Annotated in this window: 15 protein-coding genes and 1 tRNA gene; 3 read left to right on the top strand and 13 right to left on the bottom strand. The window is 64.2% G+C overall.

Translation table 11 applies throughout. From position 1 onward, the window contains the following. Positions 1-78: 78 nt before the first annotated feature. From FJ953_RS20520 to FJ953_RS20510, 3 genes are all read right to left on the bottom strand, one after another. Positions 79-666 (bottom strand): GNAT family protein, encoded by a 588-nt coding sequence (locus tag FJ953_RS20520; RefSeq protein ID WP_181167602.1) that lies wholly within the window; start codon positions 664-666, stop codon positions 79-81. A 137-nt stretch (positions 667-803) separates the two neighbouring features. After that, entirely contained in the window at positions 804-1,073 is a 270-nt protein-coding gene (rpmA, locus tag FJ953_RS20515) for a 50S ribosomal protein L27 (protein ID WP_140493012.1), read from the bottom strand. A 100-nt stretch (positions 1,074-1,173) separates the two neighbouring features. Then, entirely contained in the window at positions 1,174-1,830 is a 657-nt protein-coding gene (locus tag FJ953_RS20510; protein WP_140566774.1) for a 50S ribosomal protein L21, read from the bottom strand. 574 nt (positions 1,831-2,404) lie between these two features. On the opposite strand from FJ953_RS20510, the gene FJ953_RS20505 reads away from it, so the two are divergent. Continuing rightward, positions 2,405-2,494: transfer RNA gene (locus FJ953_RS20505), tRNA-Ser, on the top strand. A 1,384-nt stretch (positions 2,495-3,878) separates the two neighbouring features. Here the strand turns inward: FJ953_RS20505 and recQ are convergent. After that, a complete protein-coding gene (recQ, locus tag FJ953_RS20500) occupies positions 3,879-5,720 on the bottom strand; it encodes a DNA helicase RecQ (RefSeq protein ID WP_140624960.1) in 1,842 nt (613 codons plus the stop codon). Between the two features lie 190 nt (positions 5,721-5,910). Between recQ and FJ953_RS20495 the strand changes: the two genes are divergently transcribed. Then, positions 5,911-7,332, top strand: coding sequence for a coniferyl aldehyde dehydrogenase (locus FJ953_RS20495; RefSeq protein ID WP_140624959.1), 1,422 nt, complete (start codon positions 5,911-5,913; stop codon positions 7,330-7,332). Positions 7,333-7,547: 215 nt separating this feature from the next. Here the strand turns inward: FJ953_RS20495 and FJ953_RS20490 are convergent, their stop codons facing one another. The 7 genes from FJ953_RS20490 to FJ953_RS20460 all read right to left on the bottom strand — a co-directional run bounded on the left by FJ953_RS20490 (position 7,548) and on the right by FJ953_RS20460 (position 13,206). After that, positions 7,548-7,886 (bottom strand): cupin domain-containing protein, encoded by a 339-nt coding sequence (locus tag FJ953_RS20490; protein WP_140566765.1) that lies wholly within the window; start codon positions 7,884-7,886, stop codon positions 7,548-7,550. Between the two features lie 10 nt (positions 7,887-7,896). Next, on the bottom strand, positions 7,897-8,661 hold the full coding sequence (gene kduD / locus FJ953_RS20485) for a 2-dehydro-3-deoxy-D-gluconate 5-dehydrogenase KduD (protein WP_140624958.1): 765 nt from the start codon (positions 8,659-8,661) through the stop codon (positions 7,897-7,899). Further along, positions 8,658-9,509: a 5-dehydro-4-deoxy-D-glucuronate isomerase gene (gene kduI / locus FJ953_RS20480; RefSeq protein ID WP_140624957.1), complete on the bottom strand. Its 852-nt coding sequence runs from the start codon at positions 9,507-9,509 to the stop codon at positions 8,658-8,660. The genes kduD and kduI overlap by 4 nt, the downstream gene beginning before the upstream one ends. A gap of 22 nt (positions 9,510-9,531) precedes the next feature. Continuing rightward, positions 9,532-10,308 (bottom strand): FadR/GntR family transcriptional regulator, encoded by a 777-nt coding sequence (locus FJ953_RS20475; protein WP_140525004.1) that lies wholly within the window; start codon positions 10,306-10,308, stop codon positions 9,532-9,534. A gap of 8 nt (positions 10,309-10,316) precedes the next feature. Then, the gene (locus FJ953_RS20470; RefSeq protein WP_140560745.1) at positions 10,317-11,597 is read right to left on the bottom strand and encodes a TRAP transporter large permease; all 1,281 of its coding nucleotides are present in this window, start codon (positions 11,595-11,597) and stop codon (positions 10,317-10,319) included. Next, complete coding sequence (locus FJ953_RS20465; RefSeq protein ID WP_140550947.1) at positions 11,598-12,149, bottom strand: TRAP transporter small permease; 552 nt, start codon at positions 12,147-12,149, stop codon at positions 11,598-11,600. Positions 12,150-12,228: 79 nt separating this feature from the next. Beyond that, entirely contained in the window at positions 12,229-13,206 is a 978-nt protein-coding gene (locus tag FJ953_RS20460) for a TRAP transporter substrate-binding protein (protein ID WP_140624956.1), read from the bottom strand. A 362-nt stretch (positions 13,207-13,568) separates the two neighbouring features. Between FJ953_RS20460 and FJ953_RS20455 the strand changes: the two genes are divergently transcribed. Next, positions 13,569-15,059: a mannitol dehydrogenase family protein gene (locus FJ953_RS20455; RefSeq protein ID WP_140624955.1), complete on the top strand. Its 1,491-nt coding sequence runs from the start codon at positions 13,569-13,571 to the stop codon at positions 15,057-15,059. Between the two features lie 53 nt (positions 15,060-15,112). Here the strand turns inward: FJ953_RS20455 and FJ953_RS20450 are convergent, their stop codons facing one another. Together FJ953_RS20450 and atpD are read right to left on the bottom strand one after the other, a co-directional pair. Continuing rightward, complete coding sequence (locus tag FJ953_RS20450; RefSeq protein ID WP_140492977.1) at positions 15,113-15,520, bottom strand: F0F1 ATP synthase subunit epsilon; 408 nt, start codon at positions 15,518-15,520, stop codon at positions 15,113-15,115. A gap of 112 nt (positions 15,521-15,632) precedes the next feature. Then, entirely contained in the window at positions 15,633-17,219 is a 1,587-nt protein-coding gene (gene atpD, locus FJ953_RS20445; protein WP_181175036.1) for a F0F1 ATP synthase subunit beta, read from the bottom strand. Positions 17,220-17,236 lie beyond the last annotated feature (17 nt).

The raw sequence follows: 17,236 nt of genomic DNA, 5'->3' as shown, positions 1-17,236 counted from the left end.
CGTACTTAAGGTACGCGAGCACCGGAAGCGCAGAAAATCAGCGTTTGCAGGCCGGCCTCACCTGAATATCGGCACACATCAAAAATGTACCCAGTTGCGCAGGCTGGTCCATGTCTTCCGGTCGAGGCGGTAACGCTCGACGGGCACCTGGCCGGCGACGATCGAGTTCAGCATGCCCTGGCCCGCATACTGGAAGCCGCATTTGTGGATCACCCGGCGCGAGGCCGGATTGATGACCCGCGTCGAGGCATGAAGCACCTGGATGTTTGTCCGCTGGAACGCGAGATCGACCAGGGCGTGCGACGCCTCGGTGGCGAAGCCGCGCTTCCAATAGGGCTCACCGATCCAGTAGCCGAGCTCCAGTCCGCGGTCGGTGGTATTCAATCCGGCGCAGCCAACGAAGGTTTCGGTGCCCGCCAGCGTCAGCGCATAGGCGATACCGGCGCGGCGCGACTTGGCCATGGCCAGGAAAGCGCGTGCCTCGGCCTCGCCATAGGGATGCGGCATGCGCGCCAGCATCTCGGCGACATGACGGTTGTCGGCGAGCTCGACCAGTTGCGCGATGTCGCTTTCGCGCGGAGCCCGCATCACCAGCCGCTCGGTGACCAGCACCGGGCAATCGATCGCATAACTTTCGTCTTCTGAGTCTTCCGCTTCGGCAACCATGTCAAAGTCCTCCAGGCACAAGAAAAAAGGGAGATGGAAACCCATCTCCCCTGATCCTTTTCCTGGCTTTGCCAAACCTTCTGGCTTCCAGACACCGGTTCCCGAGATGGGCTGCCGGTGTTGTGGCGCGGAACCGGCTACTCCGCTGCTTTGGTAATCGGGTTGACCGATACGTAGGTTCGGCCGTTGGCTTTTTTGTTGAACGTCACGGCGCCGGCTTCGAGCGCGAAAAGCGTATGGTCGGTACCCATGCCGACATTGACGCCGGGATGCCAGGTGGTGCCGCGTTGACGAATGATGATGTTGCCCGGGATGACGGCTTCGCCGCCGAACTTCTTCACGCCCAGACGCTTGGAATGCGAGTCGCGACCGTTGCGCGACGAGCCGCCAGCTTTCTTGTGTGCCATCTAACTAACTCCGATGCGCCCAGGGGCGCTTGAATGGTCTTATGAACGCGTTCGCGTTCCGTTTCAAGTCCGATCCGGCGACGTTTCGCGCCGGTTCGCCTTACTTCTTCGCCAGTTCCTTGGCCTGCTCGCGCCAGTCCTTGATCTGGTCGGCGCTGAACGGCATGTTCTCGTCGATCTTGGCCACATCCTTCTCGGTCAGCTTGGCGAGCTGCGCGAAGGTGATGATGCCCTGTTCGTTGAGATCCTTGGCGGCGACCGGGCCGATGCCCTTGATCACGGTCAGATCGTCCGGCTCGCCCTTCGGCGCCTTGAACAGCGGCGCTGCCGCGGTCTCGGCCTTTGCCTCTTCCTTCGGGGCGTCCTTCTTGGCCTTGGCTTCCTTCGGCGCCGCGTCGGCGGCTACCTCGGCCTTGGCAGCGGCCTTCTTGGCCGGCTTGGCGCCACCCAGCAGGATCTCGGAGATCCTGACCGTGGTCAGCAACTGGCGATGGCCGATCTTGCGGCGCGAATTCTGGCGGCGGCGCTTCTTGAAGGCGATGACCGTGCGGTTCTTGCCCTGCTCGACGACCTCGGCGGTGACAACCGCGCCGTCGACGAACGGTGCGCCGAACGTGACATTCTCGCCCTCGCCATGCGCGAGCACGTGGCCGATCTCGACGATATCGCCGACATTGGCTTCGACTTTTTCGATCTTCAGGAGATCGTTGGCGGCGACGCGATACTGCTTGCCGCCCGTTTTGATGACTGCGAACATTTTTTGCCTTTCGCTGTTCGGTCGGCCTCGATGAACCGCCTGTGGCGGTTCGGCCGTCTTTTTGTCAGTCTGCGGGTTCAAAAAACAAGCGGCGCGGAAGAACCCTCCACGCCGATTGCGCGCTGTCCCTAACCGAAGGTTTGTTGCGAGTCAAGGCAAACGGCCAGATTCTCAGGGCAACGAATCCGGGCTAACGGGTTCCTTCGGAGCTTTCGTCTGCGCGCTGTTGATGGAGCCTTGAACGGAAAAACCCGCCTGTGCGGCGGGTCCCTGGCGCAACTCAGCACCATAACCAGATCTCTACCATAGTTGCCTTCACCCAGTCAAGAAAAAATTCCTATCAGGAGGTCGCCGGCACCGCCGGACCGGCGTCCTCAGGCCTCGTTAACCCGAGTTCGAAATCTTGGCCGGATTGCTGGCCGGCGAAGTGGCTGGCATCGTCTACCGCGGTCGGGACCGCGTCGCTCCGGGCCAGCCTCTGACGCAAGCTGACTTTCCGGCGGATTTGGCCTTGTAACCTGCCCGTTCAGCCGTTATCTAGTGCGCCGCGCCGGCAACGGCCGACCATGACCGCGGAGAGGTGGCAGAGTGGTCGAATGCACCGCACTCGAAATGCGGCATGGGTGCAAGCCCATCGGGGGTTCGAATCCCTCCCTCTCCGCCAGTCCGAATTGATTTCCTTACCTTATTTGGCTTTTCCCGCCCAGCCATAAACGTTTGCTAAAGCGAAGCAGCCGCACCGGGGGAGTGCGTGCAGCCCTGAGCTCCTGCGGCGCTGTAATTGTCTGGCATCGGGATTGCCGTGTAATCATCTGACGATGAGCTTCGCCAGCGAGCCCGGTGCCGAAACCCACGGGTCATCGAGGCACGAAATAGCGGGCGCGGCCACCAGCTGCGTCCTCTCTCGCCAGTCCGGTCGCAACCAGCGTTTCCAAAACCTGGGCCACACGTCCGCTGCGCTTGCTGGTGTTCCTGCCATCGAACGATAAGGAAACATCATCCAAATGCGCCGGCGCCGGGAGCTTGGCGAACAGGTCACGCACGAGCCTAATTTGTTCCAACCGTCGGACGGCCATTTGGCCAGTCCGAAATCTCGATCACGGTTGCGTCCGCCTCGATTTGTTCTTCCCTCGCGCCGGGCCGACCAGCTAAAGCCGGGATCAAGTCCTCCCACCCATAGGCTGCAAGCACAGCCAAGACTGATTGAACGATTTCGGACCTGGTCGACACGAAAAGCGCCGTCCAAGCGGCGATGCAGGTCTATAGGGCGGGCACGGCGACGGCCGTTGCGCACTGCGCACTGACTGCCCCCATTTCGACGGTCTCGCCGCGTCTGGTAGGCTCGGCGGCTTACGGTACTGGCAAGCTCGCCAAGCAGTTGACAGGCTGACGCCGACACAGCGTCGCCTACTCAGTCGTCTGCTCGTCCAGGCGGGCCGCGTGACAGCGCCAGTCAGCGACGAGCAACGGAGGCAGCGCGGGTACTGATCGAAGCAACCCCGCTGTTAGGGCAGCGTAGCTGGGGCGTAGCAGCTCACAAAAGGCGCTTTTCCAGTGCCTGATATCATTGCGCAATGATAGGCTTTCCTCGACGCGGAATTGAACACCATCATACCGTCGCCGGGTGCCACTAACCAATCGGCTGGCGACGCCGCCAGCGGAGCTTGCGTCCTGGCGAGCATTCCACTGCCCAACAGAATAGCCGCTGCTATTATCAAGGTATCGGCTCGGATTTGCATTGGTTGTTGCCTCCCTTTCGTCGTTCGTCAGGGCGGTGCCTGCCTTGACGACTGCCAATCTAGCACCAGTGTCAAGGCATGGAAGACAGTCGAGAGGATGGTTATCGTTCTGGCGCACGGTCTTCCGTGATCTCGCCGGAACGAAGGAAGTCGATCATTGACGCGACGAACGCACCAGCCGCCACGGCAAGCGGCACCGAAAAGCAGACGGTGCCATATTGATCAGCTCAGACAGCGAGGTGACGTCACGAAGGCACTTCTGTCTGGATGGCCGCTGTAGCCTGTGCGTGACGCGTCGACCGGTTCAGCTCAATTCGGATGATGCCCGGCAATCGCGGCGAGAAAAATCTCCCCGAATTCCCTAAGCTTCGCCGCTCCCACGCCATTCACCTCGGCGAAGGCGTCGAGGTCGCGCGGGCGGCGTTCGGCCATGTCGATCAGCGTGCGGTCCGAGAACACGACATAGGCCGGCACCTGCCGCTCCTTGGCCAGCCGCAGCCGCAGCGCCTTGAGCGCGCCCAGCAGCGATGCATCCACACCCTCGGCGCTGGCGGCGGAGCCTTCCCCGGACCGCTTCCTGCCGCGCGCGAGAGGGTCCCGCATCTCGACGCGATAATGGAACGCAACCTCGCCGCGCCCGAGGGCGCGGCCGCTTTCGGAAATGGCGAGGCCGCCATGGCCGTCCGGATCCGGCACAAGGAATCCGCCGGCGACCAGTTGCCGGATAAGTGACAGCCAGACCGTTTTCCTGTGCGCCGCGCCGGCCCGGAAACTGGTCAGCGCTTGATGGCCTCTCGCCAGTACTTTCTCCGTCTCGTGGCCGAGCAGTATGTCGATGACATGGGCGGCGCCGAAGCGCTCGCCGGTCTGCGCGACTGCCGTCAGGATGATCCGCGCTTCCGCTCCGCCATCGGCGCGCGGCACCTGGTCGAGGCAATTGTCGCAATTGCCGCAGGGCGCTGCCTGTTCGCCGAAATAGCCGAGCAGGATCTGGCGGCGGCACTGTACCGCCTCGCAGTAGCCGATCAACGTATCGAGCCGGCGATGCCCGCGTCTCTTGTGTTCAGGTGATGATTCTTCGTCGTCGATGAACAGGCGCCGCATGCGGATATCGCCGAGCCCGTAGAGCATATGCGCCTCGGCTGCCCGCCCGTCGCGGCCGGCGCGGCCGATCTCCTGATAGTAGGCTTCGAGGCTGCCCGGCAGGTCGGTGTGGAAGACATAGGCGACGTCGGGCTTGTCGATGCCCATGCCGAAGGCGATGGTCGCCACCATGACGACGCCGGAGAGCGTCATGAAGGCGTTCTGATTCGCCTCACGCGCCTCCTTGCTCATCCCGGCGTGATAGGCGAGCGCGGTCACGCCGTTCTTCTCGAGGAAAGCCGCCATCTCCTCGGTCTTCTTGCGCGACAGGCAGTAGACGATGCCGCTTTTGCCCGCGTGACGCTCGACGAAGCGCAGCAACTGGCGCTTGCTGTCCTGCTTGGCCTCGAGGGCAAGCTTGATGTTCGGCCGGTCGAAACCCAGCACCACGGTTTCGGCGCGCCCGGCGAACAGACGCGCTTCGATATCGATGCGGGTAGCCTCGTCCGCCGTCGCCGTCAGCGCGATGATCGGCACTTGCGGGAAAATGGAGCGCAGCCGCGACAGATCCTCATATTCGCGCCGGAACGCCGGACCCCATTGCGAGATGCAATGCGCCTCGTCGATGGCGATCAGGCTGACGTCGAGCCTGGCCAGCGCGTCGAGCATCCGCTCCGTCATCAGCCGCTCCGGCGCGAGGTAGAGCAGGCGCGTCTGGCCGGAGGCGACACGGCGCCATGCCGCGACATTGGCCTCGCGCTCGATCGAGGAGTTGATCGTATCGGCTGCCACGCCGGCAAGGCGCAACGCCGCGACCTGATCCTGCATCAGCGCCACCAGCGGCGAGACGACGATGGCAAGGCCGCCCAGGACCAGCGCCGGAACCTGGTAGCAGAGCGATTTCCCCGCACCCGTCGGCATGACGGCCAGCACATGGCGTCCGCCCAGCAGCGCGTCCATGATTTCGGCCTGGCCGGGACGAAAATCGTCGAAGCCGAACACGTCCTTCAACACGCGTTGCTTGGGGTCTGGTACATCCGGCGGAACGCTCGCCGTCGATATTGCCATCTCGCAATGGTCCCCTGGTTTGGCTGAGGCAACGTTCTTAAAGCGAAGATCGCCGGAACGCTATCCGCGATGCGCGGGGTGGCATGTCCACCGGCTCCAATTCGCGCCTTCCCCTGCGACATCAGCACCCCTGCTGGATTCGCTCACGCGCTGCGATGTAAGCTTGCCCGGCGCGATCAGGGAGGGAGCGATGCTGCAGACCAGACAGGACGCTCTCGGCGAGCGCTTCAAGCAGCAGCGCGCCGCATTCGAGGCGCAGCCCTTTCCGGGCCTCGATGTCCGCAAGGATCGCCTCGTCCGGCTGCTGGCGCTCACGGAAAAGCATGAGGCCGACATCTGCGCGGCAATCGACACCGACTTCGGCGGCCGCTCGGCTCATGAGACCCGCCTTGCCGAGCTGTTCGTGGTGCGGGCCGGCATCCGCCACGCGCTGTCTCACCTGAAAGGCTGGATGCGGGAACGCCGCGTCGCCACCACCTTGCCGTTCCTGCCGGGCAGGAACCGGCTCGTCGCGCAGCCGCTCGGTGTCGTCGGCATCGTATCGCCCTGGAATTATCCTTTCCAGCTCGCCGTCGCGCCGGTCACCGCGGCGCTCGCCGCCGGCAATCGCGTGCTGGTCAAACCATCCGAATTGACGCCCGCCTTTTCAGCACTGCTGGCGCGCCTGGCCGCCGAGCATTTCGCGCCGGACGAACTCAGCGTCATCACCGGCGACGCTGAGGTCGGCAAGGCATTCGTGTCGATGCCTTTCGATCACCTGCTGTTCACCGGCTCGACGGCCGTCGGCCGCCAGGTCGCATTGGCCGCCGCGGCCAACCTGACCCCGGTCACGCTGGAACTCGGCGGGAAGTCGCCGGCGATCTTCGACCCCTCATGCGACCTCGATGCGGCGGCGGCCAGCGTCGCCTATGGCAAGCTCCTCAATGCCGGGCAGACCTGCATCGCGCCGGACTACCTGCTGGTGCCCAAGGGACAGTCAGGCATCGTGGCAGAGAAACTCGCGGCGGCTATGGCGAAGCTCTACCCCAGCCTGCGCGACAATCCGGACTATACCGCCATCGTCAGCGACCGGCATTATCAGCGCCTGCGGGCCATGATCGCGGAAGCCCGCGACGCCGGCGCCGATGTCATCGAAATCAACCCCGCCGGCGAGGCGTTCGGCGCCACAGGCCGCAAATTGCCGCCGACCCTGGTCAGGAACGCCGATCCCAACCTGCGGCTGATGCGCGAGGAGATTTTCGGGCCGGTGCTGCCGATCCTCGAATATGCCGGGATCGACGACGCCATCGCTCACGTCAACCGGGCCGACCGGCCGCTGGCGCTCTACTGGTTCGGGCGAGACGGCGGCAACCGGCAACGCATTCTGCACGAGACCATCGCCGGCGGCGTCACCATCAACGATTGCATGCTGCATCTGGTGCAGGAGAACCAACCCTTCGGCGGCGTCGGCGCCAGCGGCATGGGCGCCTATCACGGCGAATGGGGCTTTCGCACCTTCAGCAAGGAGAAGCCGGTTTTCCTGCAGTCGCGCTTGAGCGCGGGAAGCCTTCTGCGTCCGCCCTATGGCAAGACCTTCGAACGGCTTTTCGGCCTGCTCAGGCACATGACTTGAACGCCGTGCACCGCCCGCCGGTGCTATTATATGGCGGTCCGCGTTAAGCCTATCTTCACCATGATTCGGCAGGCTCCATCTCCTGCGGCCACGTTTCGAGTACCGCGGCGCGCAAGCGCCCAGGCAACAGACCCGCGCCTCTCCGGAGGCGCGGGTTTTTCATTTGGAAACAGCGCGCCGAAACGAGCGTCCATCGCTCATCGCATGGCCGCCCCTCAGGCAAGGAAATCGGCCCGGTGCGGCGTAAAGCTGTCGACCAGCCGGCCGGCTTCGAGCGCCTTGACGCCATGCACCAGGCCTGACGGCACGATGAAGCTGCCGCCTGTCTCGATGATTTCGGTCCGGCCGTCGATGGTCACTTCGAAGCGGCCTTCGGCGACGTAGCTTGCCTGTACATGCGGATGCGAATGCAGGGCGCCGACGCCGCCCCTGTCGAATGCGAACTCGACCATCATCAGTTCATCCGTGTGCAGGAGAACGCGCCGCCTGTTGCCATCCGGCGTCGCCGTCCAGGCGCCCGCGCCGGCCTGGGAGAAGATTTTCGTTTCGCTCATCGCAATATCCTCATCGCGCCAGCCAGCCGCCGTCCACCGGCACCACCGCGCCATGCATATAGTCCGACGCCGGCGCCAGCAAGAAGGCCGCCGCATCGCCAATATCTTCCGGCCGGCCCCAGCGGCCGGCCGGAATGCGCGCCAGGATCGAGGCGCTGCGGTCGGGATCGGCGCGCAGCGCCTGCGTATTGTTGGTTTCGATATAGCCCGGCGCGATGCCGTTGACGTTGATGCCTTTCGCTGCCCATTCGCAGGCGAGCAGCCGGGTGATGCCGAGCACGCCATGCTTCGAGGCGGTGTAGGACGCGACCCGGATGCCGCCCTGGAAGCTCAGCACCGAGGCGATGTTGACGATCTTGCCTTTGCGTCCGCCGGCAAGGACGCGCCTGGCAAAGCCTTGGCAGAGCAGAAAAGCCGTCTTCAGGTTGAGGTCGAGCACCTCGTCCCAATCGGCTTCCGAGAGATCGACGGCATCGGCGCGCCGGATGATGCCGGCATTGTTGACCAGCCCGTCGAGCGGCCCGCTTTCGTCCCACACGCGCTCCAGCATCGGACCTGCGGCGGATGTGTCGGCAAGGTCGGCCGCGACCGCCTCGAACCGCCCGCCCGCCGCGGCGATCCTTGCGGCCGTCTCATCCATCGAGGAACGGCCGACCCCGACGACCATGCCGCCGGCGCGCGCGATCGAAACGGCGATGCCCTGGCCGATGCCGGTGTTGGCGCCGGTGACGAGGATGCGCCGACCGGTCAGGCTGAAGGCGGAAAGATCGCTCACCGCAGGTCTTCCATCGCCACCGGATCCACATCGGTGTAGTCGACGTTGTCGCCGGCCATCGCCCAGATGAAGGCATAGCTGGAGGTGCCGGCGCCTGAATGGATCGACCAGCCGGGCGACAGCACGGCCTCCTCGTTGCGCATGACGATGTGTCGGGTCTCGTCCGGCTCGCCCATGAAATGGAAGACGCGCGCCGCCTCCGGCACGTCGAAATAGAGATAGGCCTCCATGCGCCGGTCGTGCACATGGCACGGCATGGTGTTCCAGATGGAGCCCGGCGCAAGTTGCGTCATGCCGACGACGAGCTGGCAGGTCCTGGCCCCGTCGGCATGGATGAACTGGAAGATGGAGCGTTCGTTGCAGGCCTCCTTGCTGCCGAGATCGAGACGCCGGGCGTCACCGATGCGGATCAGCCGGCTGGGAAAGGTTTGATGCGCCGGCGCGCTGAGCAGATAAAACTTTGCCGGCGCCGCCTTGTCGACTGAGGCAAACGACACATCCTGCGTGCCCATGCCGAGATAGAGCATGTCGCGTACCTGCAACTCATGGAGCTGGCCGCCGGCTTCGATCGTGCCGCCGCCACCGATATTGACGGCGATCAACTCGCGGCGCTCGAGAAAGCCTTTCGTTCCAGTCGGCTTGATTGCCTCCAGCCGAAGCGGCGCGCCGGCCGGCATCGCGCCGCCCACGATCATGCGGTCGTAATGTGTGTAGGTCAGGCTGACGCGGTCGGGCTGGAACAGGTCTTCGATGTGGAAATTGTGGCGCAACTCGTCGGTCCCCATGGCCGCGGCGGCGGCGGGGTCGATGGCAAAACGCGATGTATAGTCGGTATGGTTCTGGCTCATTGCTGTCCTGACTTGAGATGGATCATTCGCCGCCGGCCGCCTTGACCGAGTCGGAATAATAGACCTGCCGCGCATGCAGGCGCTCGCGATAGCGCTGCTGGCTGGCCGAGAGATGCGTGCGCATCGCCTCGCGCGCGGCTTCGGCATCGCCCGATGTGATCGCGTTCAGGATCACCAGATGCTCGCGCTGCAGCCCGCGCTGATAGCTGTCGGACTGCACAAGCTCGGTCGACCAGGGCGAGGTCACGTCGCACGGAATGGCACGCCGGCCGAGCACGTCGAGCATTTCGACATAGAACGGGTTATTGGTGGCGCTGGCGATGGCGCGATGGAAGGCGAGATCGGCCGGACCGGTCGGCTCGCTGGCGAGCAGCAGCCGTTCGAAGTCGAAGAAGGCTTCCTGGATCGCCGCCTCCTGGGCCGCGTTGCGGCGGATAGCGGCGAGCCCGGCCGATTCGATCTCGATGGCGAGCCGCACTTCGAGCACGTTGAGTGCGATCGAATCCTTGCTGCCCATATCGGCCGCGAGCGCGCCGAACATCGTCGAGATGTGCTCTGTGACGAAGACGCCGGCACCCTGCCGCGGCTCGACCAGGCCATCGGCGGCGAGCTTGGCCAGGGCTTCGCGGATGACGGTGCGGCTGACGCCGAAGGTTTCGGTCAACTGGCCCTCGGTCGGCAGTTTGTGGCCGGGCAGGATCTCGCCTGCCTGAAGCTGCCTGCGAATTGCCGCGACGACGGTTTCCGACAGTTTGGGTTTTCTCTCGACCCTGAGGTCGGTTGCGCTATCCAATGCCATGTCGTCCTCTACTTGAACACGCTCGGCAACCAGAGCGAGATGGCCGGAATATACGTCACCAGCCCGAGAACGACGATACCGGCGCCATAGAACGGCCAGATCGAGCGCATCGCTTCCCAGACCGTGATCTTGCCGACGGCGCAGGCGACGAACTGCACCGTGCCGACCGGCGGCGTGTTCAGCCCGATGCCGAGATTGAGGATGGTGATGACGCCGAAATGCACGGGATCCACGCCATAATGTGTGACCAGCGGCAGGAAGATCGGCGTGCAGATGATGATCATCGGTCCCATGTCCATGAAGGTGCCGAGCACCAGCATCAGGACATTGAGCAGCAGCAGCACGACGAGCGGATCGGTGGAGATCGCATTCATGCCGGCGATCAGCAGCACCGGCACTTTGAGATAGGCCATCAGCCAGCTGAAAGAAGCCGCCGTACCGATGATCAACAGCACCATCGAAGTGGTGCGCACGGCGCCCTTGGTGGCGTGGACGAAATCGCTCCAGCCCATCGAACGGTAAACGAGGACGGTAACAAGCAAGGCGTAGAGAATGGCGATGCACGAACTCTCCGTCGCTGTGAAGATTCCGGAGCGGACGCCGCCGAAGATGATGCCGATCAAGAGCAGTCCCGGAATAGCGATGAGCGCCAGCTGCCCGACACGCGAAAAACCGGGGAAGGCCTCGACCGGGTAGCCGCGGCTGCGGGCGACGAAATAGGCGGTGACCATCAGCGAGGCGGCGAACAAAAGGCCCGGTAGTATGCCGGCGGTGAACAGGTCGGCGATCGAAATCTTGCCGCCCCCTGCGATTGAATAGATGATCATGTTCTGCGATGGCGGCAAAAGCAGCGCGATCAGCGCCGCCATCGAGGTGACGTTGACGGCATAGTCGGCGCCGTAGCCGCGTGCCTTCATCTGCGGGATCATCAGCCCGCCGACGGCCGCGGCCTCGGCCACGGCCGAGCCGGAAATGCCGCCGAACAGCGTGCCGGCGATGATGTTGACCTGACCGAGGCCGCCCCGGACATGGCCGACCAGGGAGCCGGCAAAGGAAACGATGCGCTGCGCGATGCCGCCGCGCACCATCAGATCGCCGGCATAGATGAAGAACGGGATCGCCATCAGGGAGAACGCGCTCATGCCCGATTTCATCTGCTGGAACACGACCAGGGGCGGCAGGCCGAGATAGAGGACGGTGGCGAAGGAGGCCGCACCAAGACAGAACGCGATCGGCGTGCCGCCGAACATCAGCAGTGTGAAGACGCCGAACAGGATCCAGAGCTCCATCTAGGCCTCCTGCACCGCCGGCATCTCCGGCACGTCCTCGAGATTGATGTCCTTGTCGATATCGACGCCCGACCAGCGCAGCGCGATGCGCTCGGCCGAGAACAGGCAGATCAGCACGCCGCCGGCGACCAGCGGCAGATAGTCGAAGCCACCCGGCAGCTCGAGCGCCGGGATGATGGTGTGCCAGGTCAGGCCGACAAGCTTGCAGCCGTACCAGACCATGCCGAACCCGAAGCCGAGCACGATCAGGTCGGACAGCGTGCGCAACGCTCCCTTGCTGCCTTTCGGCAGGATATAAAGCAGCACGTCGAACCCCATATGGTAGTTCTCCCGCACGCCGACGGCGGCGCCAAGGAAGATGAACCAGTTCATCAGCATGATGGCGCTGGTTTCGGTCCAGCTCGGCGACGAATTGAGCACGAAGCGGAAGAAGACCTGATAGGCGACGAGCGCGGTCATGGCGACCAGCCCGATGCCGGCCAGATAGAGCGCCCCGTCGCAGATCCTCGAAAGCACGACGCTGAACCGTGGCGGCGCCGCGCTGCTTGTCATTGTCGCCATCTGATCCTCCCGATCTCCGGCCGGTCACGAAGGCGCGGGACGGCATGCATTGCCCGCCCCGCGGCCGACTTCACTTGGTTGCCTGGACGCGGGCGGCGAGATCCTTCAGCGCCGGCGTCGACAGATATTTGTCATAGACCGGCTTCATCGCGTCGATCAGCGGCTGCTTGTCGATCTCGCTGACCTTGACGCCTGCCTTCTCCACGATGTCGCGGGATTTCTTCTCCTGCGCGTCCCACAGTTCGCGCATCTTGACGACGCTGTCCTTGGCCGCCTGGCGCACGACCGCCTGGTCTTCCGGCGAGAGCTTGTCCCAGCTCGCCTTCGCCATCACCAGCACCTCCGGAACGATCTGGTGCTGGTCGAGCGTGTAGTGCTTGGCGACCTCATAGTGCTTGGCGGATTCGAAGCTCGGCCAGTTGTTTTCCGCGCCGTCGATGACGCCGGTCTCAAGTGCCGAATAGACTTCGCCATAAGCCATTGGCGTGGCGTTGGCGCCCAGTGCGTTGACCATGTCGACGAACACGTCCGACTGGATGACGCGGAATTTCATGCCCTTCAGGTCGGCGATCGAGGCGATGTCCTTCTTGGTGTTGTAGAAGGAGCGCGCGCCGGAATCGTAGAATGCCAGACCGACCAGGTCATGTGCCTCGAAGGCTTTCAGTATGTCGTCGCCGATCGGCCCGTCCATGACATGACGCATATGTTCGACCGAGCGGAATATGTAGGGCAGCGACGGCACCGCGGTTTCCGGCACGATGCCGTTGAACGGCCCCATCGAGACACGGTTGAGGTCGATGACGCCGGTCTGGGTCTGCTCGATCGTGTCCTTCTCCTCGCCGAGCTGCGCCGAATGATAGACCTCGACCGAATAGCGGCCATCGGTGCGCTGCTTGATCAGCTCGCCCATGTATTTTACCGCCTCGACCGTCGGATAGCCGTCGGGGTGCGTGTCGGCCGACCGCAGCACGGTTTGCGCGTTGGCGATGCCGATCAGCAGCGAGCCGAACGCGAATGTAGCCGCCGTCAATTTCGAAAAATGCAACATGACTTCCTCCCTTTTCAAAAATCAAGGCGCCGGCTCAGAGCCGGCGCATCACCAGCCCGTCATCCCTGCTCAATCTTGGCCATTTCGGTCAGCATCCGGTGCGGGCGAGCGAGCGTGGACGCGCGTCGGTGCTAAGCAGCAAATCCGCATCGGTCACTGCCACGGTGATCCTCCCCATGAGGCGTTATCGGTAGGGTCGCAAGGAAATAATGTCAACATACAAAAAATGGATTGTTGTATGATGACTTTGGATCGGCAACCGGCCATTGTGTGGGACGGCAGTGGATGTTACGCCGCTGCCGTTTTCCTTCGCCGACCCTACGGGGCGGCTCCCAAAGGCCAATCGGGGACTTCGCACAGCAATGAACAGGCGTCTTTCGAAGGATACGATCGCGACGTTGCCGGCCAGGATCGCCGTGCCGCGTTTTGATCGCGCATCGGTCACGCAAGGCATCGTGCATCTGGGGGTCGGCGCCTTTCATCGCGCCCACCAGGCAGCCTATGTCGACGATTGCCTGGCTGCCGGAGAGACGGATTGGGGCATCGTCGGCGTGTCGCTGCGCAGTGCCGACACGCGCGATGCGCTGGCGCCGCAGGACGGGCTCTACACGCTGGCGATCCGCAGCGGGGGCGAGGAAAGTCTTCATGTCATCGGCTCCATCGGCGCGATGCTGGTGGCGCCGGAAGATCCCGCCGCCGTGCTGGCCGCGCTGACCGATCCGCGCACCCGCATCGTGACGCTGACCATCACCGAGAAAGCCTATCTGCGGGCCGCCGGCGGCGGGCTCGACGCAGCCCACCCTGATATCGCCCACGATCTGGCGAACCCGCATCTGCCGAAGACCGCGCACGGTTTTCTGGCCGAGGCGCTTGCACGCCGTCGCGCGGCCGGCGTGCAGCCCTTCACCGTGCTCTGCTGCGACAACCTGCCTGCCAACGGGGCGACCTTGCACAGGCTGCTGGTGGAATTCGCCACGCTGCGCGATGCCAGCCTCGGTGAGAAGGGCGCTACCAGGCTTGCCGGCCATATCGCCGACGAGGTCGCGTTTCCCTCGAGCATGGTCGATCGCATCGTGCCGGCCACGACCGATGCCGACCGGGCGCGGATCGCTCTCGAGCTCGGCGTCGACGACGCCTGGCCGGTCATGACCGAGCCGTTCCGCCAGTGGGTGGTCGAGGACAATTTTCCGGCAGGCCGCCCGGCCTGGGAAAAGTTCGGCGTCACCATGGTCGGGGATGTCAGGCCCTTCGAGGACATGAAGCTGAGACTGCTCAACGGTGCGCATTCGGCCATTGCCTATCTCGGCCTGCTCAGCGGACACGCCACCGTCGACCGCGCCTTCGCCGATCCGGCGATCAGGCGCTTTGTCGATGCGCTGTGGGCCGAGGCAATCCCGACGCTGCCCACCGATGCCGGGCTGGATACCGCGAGCTATACGGCAGAGCTTGCCCAGCGTTTCTCCAACACAGCACTTGCCCACCGCACCGCGCAGATCGCCAATGACGGCAGCCAGAAACTGCCGCAGCGCATCATGGCCTCCGCGATCGAGCGCCTCCATTCAGGGGCCGCGCCCGGACATCTCATGCTGGCGGTTGCCGCCTGGATCGCCGCCTGCGAAGCGCGCGGCAAATCCTTGCCCGACGGCCATTTTACCGATCCGCTCGACATGCCGATGACGGCGATCATTGACCGGAATCTGCCCGCTGCCGAAACCGTCGCGGCAGTGTTCGATCTCGCCGGCTTCGCGACCGGGGCGCCTGAGCGGCCAGGATTGATGGACCTTGCGGCCGTCCATCTCGAGCAGTTGCGCCGTGGCGGACCGGCTCAGGCCTTCGCGGCATTGGGCATTTAAAAACAAAAAAGCGAGGCAAGGCCCCGCTTTTCAGTCGACTACTGGTGCCAGCCTCAAGCCGGCAGGATGGCGCCTTCCAGCGTGGTGAGCTGGCTGAGGAATTGTTCGGCCTTCGTGCGCGACCGGTCGTCCTTGGCGTCGGCGGCGTCTTCCCTGGCTTCCTGGATGCGGCGCGCGAGATCGGCGCGGTCGACATCCTTCACCGCGACAGCCGATTCCGCCAGCAGCGTGCAGCCGGCCGGAACGATGTCGGCGAAACCGCCGAAGACGACGTAACGCTCTTCACCGCCCGATGCAGCCTTCACCGTGACGACGCCCGGCTTGATGGTTGTCATGACCGGTGCGTGATGCGCCATCACGGTCATCTCGCCTTCCGCACCCGGAATGACGACTGCCTCGACCTCTGCGGAAACCAGCAGGCGCTCCGGCGAGACCAGTTCGAACTTGAAAGCTTCTGCCATGTCGATTTAGCGAGTAGGGAATAGTGAGTAGGGAAGTAGGGGAAAGGGCAATTGCGCCCGGTCACCTGCCTGCCATTCACTACCGACTACTGACTACTCCCTATTCCCTTGATTAAGCCGCTTCAGCCGCGAGACGCTGTGCCTTCTCGACCGCTTCCTCGATGCCGCCGACCATGTAGAAGGCGGCTTCCGGCAGGTGGTCGTAGTCACCGTTGCAGAGGCCCTTGAAGCCCTTGATGGTGTCGGCGAGGTCGACCAGCTTGCCCGGCGCGCCGGTGAACACTTCGGCGACGAAGAAGGGCTGCGACAGGAAGCGCTCGATCTTGCGGGCGCGGGCCACCGTCTGCTTGTCCTCTTCCGACAGCTCGTCCATGCCCAGGATGGCGATGATGTCCTGCAGCGACTTGTAGCGCTGGAGGATCGACTGCACCTGGCGCGCGACGGCATAATGCTCTTCGCCGACCACCAGCGGGTCGAGCATGCGCGAGGTCGAGTCCAGCGGATCGACGGCCGGATAGATGCCCTTTTCGGCGATCGAGCGGTTGAGCGTCGTCGTCGCGTCGAGGTGGGCGAACGAGGTCGCCGGCGCCGGGTCGGTCAAGTCGTCGGCCGGCACGTAGATGGCCTGCACCGAGGTGATCGAGCCCTTGGTGGTGGTGGTGATGCGTTCCTGCAGGGCGCCCATGTCCGTGGCGAGCGTGGGCTGGTAGCCCACGGCCGACGGGATACGGCCGAGCAGCGCCGACACTTCCGAACCAGCCTGCGTGAAGCGGAAGATGTTGTCGACGAAGAACAGCACGTCCTGGCCCTGGTCGCGGAAATATTCGGCGACCGTCAGGCCGGTCAGGCCGACGCGGGCACGCGCGCCCGGCGGCTCGTTCATCTGGCCATAGACCAACGCCGCCTTGGAGCCTTCGCCGCCGCCCTTCTTGTTGACGCCGGATTCGATGAACTCGTGATAGAGGTCATTGCCCTCGCGGGTGCGCTCGCCGACGCCGGCGAACACCGAATAGCCGCCATGCGCCTTGGCGATGTTGTTGATCAGTTCCTGGATCAGCACCGTCTTGCCGACGCCGGCGCCGCCGAACAGGCCGATCTTGCCGCCCTTGGCGTAGGGCGCGAGCAGGTCGAGCACCTTGATGCCGGTGATTAGGATCTGTGCTTCCGTCGACTGTTCGATATAGGCCGGGGCCGGCTGGTGGATCGAGCGCAACTCGACCGCGTCGACCGGGCCTGCTTCGTCGACCGGCTCGCCGATGACGTTGATGATGCGGCCGAGCATGCCCGGACCGACCGGCACGGCGATCGGGCCGCCGGTGTCGCGTACTTCCTGGCCGCGCACCAGGCCTTCGGTGGAATCCATGGCGATGCAGCGCACGGTGTTTTCACCCAGATGCTGGGCAACTTCGAGAACCAGGCGGTTGCCGACATTGGTGGTCTCGAGCGCATTCAGGATCGGCGGCAGGTGATCGCCGAACTGCACGTCGACCACGGCGCCGATGACCTGCCGGACCTTGCCGACGATGCCGGTGGCCTTGCTGGCCAAGGCCGGGGTTTTTACCGCGGCGGCCCTGGTCGGCGCTGCCGCTTTCTTGGCCGGAGCCGCCTTCGCTGCTGCGGCCGGAGCCTTTGCCGGTGCCGCCTTGGCCGGGGCTGCCGCCTTGGGAGCCGCCGTCTTGGGGGTCGCTGCTTTCGCCATCGTCTTTACCCTTTTCG

Origin of the sequence: Mesorhizobium sp. B2-3-6 (assembly GCF_006442305.1) — a bacterium.
Classification (GTDB): domain Bacteria; phylum Pseudomonadota; class Alphaproteobacteria; order Rhizobiales; family Rhizobiaceae; genus Mesorhizobium.
Note: the sequence above shows the minus strand (reverse complement) of the source record. Positions and strands in the feature narration are given on the sequence as shown.

Excerpts from the sequence above, each read along its gene's own strand:
- FJ953_RS20520 (WP_181167602.1), bottom strand. The coding sequence starts at position 666 with ATGGTTGCCGAAGCGGAAGACTCAGAAGACGAAAGTTATGCGATCGAT.
- rpmA (WP_140493012.1), bottom strand. The coding sequence starts at position 1,073 with ATGGCACACAAGAAAGCTGGCGGCTCGTCGCGCAACGGTCGCGACTCG.
- FJ953_RS20510 (WP_140566774.1), bottom strand. The coding sequence starts at position 1,830 with ATGTTCGCAGTCATCAAAACGGGCGGCAAGCAGTATCGCGTCGCCGCC.
- recQ (WP_140624960.1), bottom strand. The coding sequence starts at position 5,720 with ATGGCAATATCGACGGCGAGCGTTCCGCCGGATGTACCAGACCCCAAG.
- FJ953_RS20495 (WP_140624959.1), top strand. The coding sequence starts at position 5,911 with ATGCTGCAGACCAGACAGGACGCTCTCGGCGAGCGCTTCAAGCAGCAG.
- FJ953_RS20490 (WP_140566765.1), bottom strand. The coding sequence starts at position 7,886 with ATGAGCGAAACGAAAATCTTCTCCCAGGCCGGCGCGGGCGCCTGGACG.
- kduI (WP_140624957.1), bottom strand. The coding sequence starts at position 9,509 with ATGAGCCAGAACCATACCGACTATACATCGCGTTTTGCCATCGACCCC.
- FJ953_RS20475 (WP_140525004.1), bottom strand. The coding sequence starts at position 10,308 with ATGGCATTGGATAGCGCAACCGACCTCAGGGTCGAGAGAAAACCCAAA.
- FJ953_RS20470 (WP_140560745.1), bottom strand. The coding sequence starts at position 11,597 with ATGGAGCTCTGGATCCTGTTCGGCGTCTTCACACTGCTGATGTTCGGC.
- FJ953_RS20465 (WP_140550947.1), bottom strand. The coding sequence starts at position 12,149 with ATGACAAGCAGCGCGGCGCCGCCACGGTTCAGCGTCGTGCTTTCGAGG.
- FJ953_RS20460 (WP_140624956.1), bottom strand. The coding sequence starts at position 13,206 with ATGTTGCATTTTTCGAAATTGACGGCGGCTACATTCGCGTTCGGCTCG.
- FJ953_RS20455 (WP_140624955.1), top strand. The coding sequence starts at position 13,569 with ATGAACAGGCGTCTTTCGAAGGATACGATCGCGACGTTGCCGGCCAGG.
- FJ953_RS20450 (WP_140492977.1), bottom strand. The coding sequence starts at position 15,520 with ATGGCAGAAGCTTTCAAGTTCGAACTGGTCTCGCCGGAGCGCCTGCTG.
- atpD (WP_181175036.1), bottom strand. The coding sequence starts at position 17,219 with ATGGCGAAAGCAGCGACCCCCAAGACGGCGGCTCCCAAGGCGGCAGCC.